Raw genomic sequence first — 1,612 nt, 5'->3', positions numbered from 1 at the left:
CGGCGCGGCTCTCCTGGGCATGAATGGCCTTGAGCATGTGGCTCACCTCGCGGACCCGGGTCGACGGCACGTGGCTGAAGACATTGCGATAAAAATGCACCATGCAGCGTTGATAGCGGGCCTCCGGCAGATAATCCGCAGCCACTGAGCGATCACCTCCATGACATTCTGCCGGCCTGGTGTACAGACTTCATTTTCATGGGCGCCGAGTTCACCAGGTTATTTGAGGAGTTCGAGCTGCTGGCCGCACTGGCTTACCTGACGCTGTCGACTTCGCTAGAGGATTTGCAGGCCACACTCGGCAAACCCGGTCACGATTTCGCTTGGAGTCCGATAGGACGTGCGGCTTGGCACGAACAAGTCAGGGAGCAGATACTCGAAAGCTGGGCCATGCCCGAAACGAATGCCGCGATCCTGAAGGCGGGTTTCGCGAATAAATCGGCCGAGTACTACAAGCTGGCCATCGAGAGCCTGGGCCGTCTGGCAGGCCGCATGCGCTGGGGATAGTTGGGAAATCGCGGTGTTGCGATTTGGCCCGCATCACTCGGACTTACCAGGCTCGCCCTTGGTCTTCTTTCGGGCGAAATAATCGATCATTGCGTTGAAATTGAACCCAATGCCGGCGATGTTTGGCTTTTGCTCGAAGAAGCCGGCAACCGTCGCCAGCCCGCCTTTGGGCGTGCTGTCTGCCTTCGCCGCACCGGATGCTGTGCCGCTGGCAAGAGTTTCCGTTACCCGGAGCAGCAGGTTCAGGCGACGATCATTGAAAATTGGTTCGGCCGGGGCCAGAGCTTGAAGAAGCGTTTTCGCCTCGGTCAGGCGATCCGCTTTGGCCGACCAAATCGCGATCGCAGCGTAAGCGAACACAAAATCCGCGAACTCATGGCGCGGCAGGGTCTCTCGCTTTACGGTATCGATCTCGGTAGCGGCGGCATCGATTTGCTTGCGATAGAGCAAGCATTCCGCGAGGTGGACCTTATCGTGGTCTGATCCGCCGAGGGCAAGTGCCTCACGATAAGCCGCTTCAGCCTGATCCCATTCGTCAGCATATCGGCAGCTGTCGCCCAACTCGCGTTGAATAGCGGCCCTACCGCTTTGCGTCCAACGCTCCTCAAGCAGCAGCGCATGAAATTGCAATGCCGACTCCTTGAGCATCTGCTTGTCACCCTTCAAGCCGCCGAGAAGTTGAAGGAGCCTAGCATATAGATGCTTCTCGGCCCCCTCCAGCGGCTCATCCGCTTCGGTCTGCCGCACAAAGCCGATGACTTCGACCAACTGTTCCCCGGCGGTTTGTGCGCCGCCAATCATGAAGTATTGAACGGCTTTGGCGCCCCGATACTGCAGCTGGTTCCCCGCGGGTCACTTCAAATTCCTCCGGGTGTGGTCAGTCAAATTCCTGCACGGGTGTGGCGATCACGGATCTCGATCGTGGTGGTGTAGATGCGCACGACGACCTGGCTGCCGATCGGCGCGGGCCGCGCGGCGTAATAGCTGTTGTCGGCGCGTACGGTGGTGTCGTCGCAGACAGTCCGGACGACTTCGGTGAAGATGCGGAAGGGAGCGACAGGCAGCGGCCGCAGGTGCGGCTTCTCTTCCTGGAACATCGCCTCGA

At 59.4% G+C, this 1,612-nt stretch carries 2 protein-coding genes and 2 pseudogenes; 1 reads left to right on the top strand and 3 read right to left on the bottom strand.

Annotation, left to right across the window (positions count from 1 at the left end):
- Positions 1-148, bottom strand: a pseudogene (locus QJT78_RS51055) (transposase); the annotation flags it as partial.
- Between the two features lie 50 nt (positions 149-198).
- On the opposite strand from QJT78_RS51055, the gene QJT78_RS51050 reads away from it, so the two are divergent.
- Positions 199-507, top strand: a complete 309-nt coding sequence (locus tag QJT78_RS51050; RefSeq protein ID WP_028154658.1) for a hypothetical protein — start codon at positions 199-201, stop codon at positions 505-507.
- 33 nt (positions 508-540) lie between these two features.
- Here QJT78_RS51050 and QJT78_RS51045 read toward each other — a convergent pair whose 3' ends face one another.
- Both QJT78_RS51045 and QJT78_RS51040 read right to left on the bottom strand, forming a co-directional pair.
- Positions 541-1,308, bottom strand: a complete 768-nt coding sequence (locus QJT78_RS51045) for a hypothetical protein (RefSeq protein WP_038945163.1) — start codon at positions 1,306-1,308, stop codon at positions 541-543.
- A gap of 89 nt (positions 1,309-1,397) precedes the next feature.
- Positions 1,398-1,612, bottom strand: a pseudogene (locus QJT78_RS51040) (IS21 family transposase); the annotation flags it as partial.

Source organism: Bradyrhizobium sp. Mp27, from assembly GCF_029953005.1.
Lineage (GTDB): Bacteria > Pseudomonadota > Alphaproteobacteria > Rhizobiales > Xanthobacteraceae > Bradyrhizobium > Bradyrhizobium barranii.
The sequence above is the reverse complement of the archived record's forward strand: the minus strand, read 5'-3'. Positions and strand labels throughout refer to the sequence as shown.

Excerpts from the sequence above, each read along its gene's own strand:
- QJT78_RS51050 (WP_028154658.1), top strand. The coding sequence starts at position 199 with ATGGGCGCCGAGTTCACCAGGTTATTTGAGGAGTTCGAGCTGCTGGCC.
- QJT78_RS51045 (WP_038945163.1), bottom strand. The coding sequence starts at position 1,308 with ATGATTGGCGGCGCACAAACCGCCGGGGAACAGTTGGTCGAAGTCATC.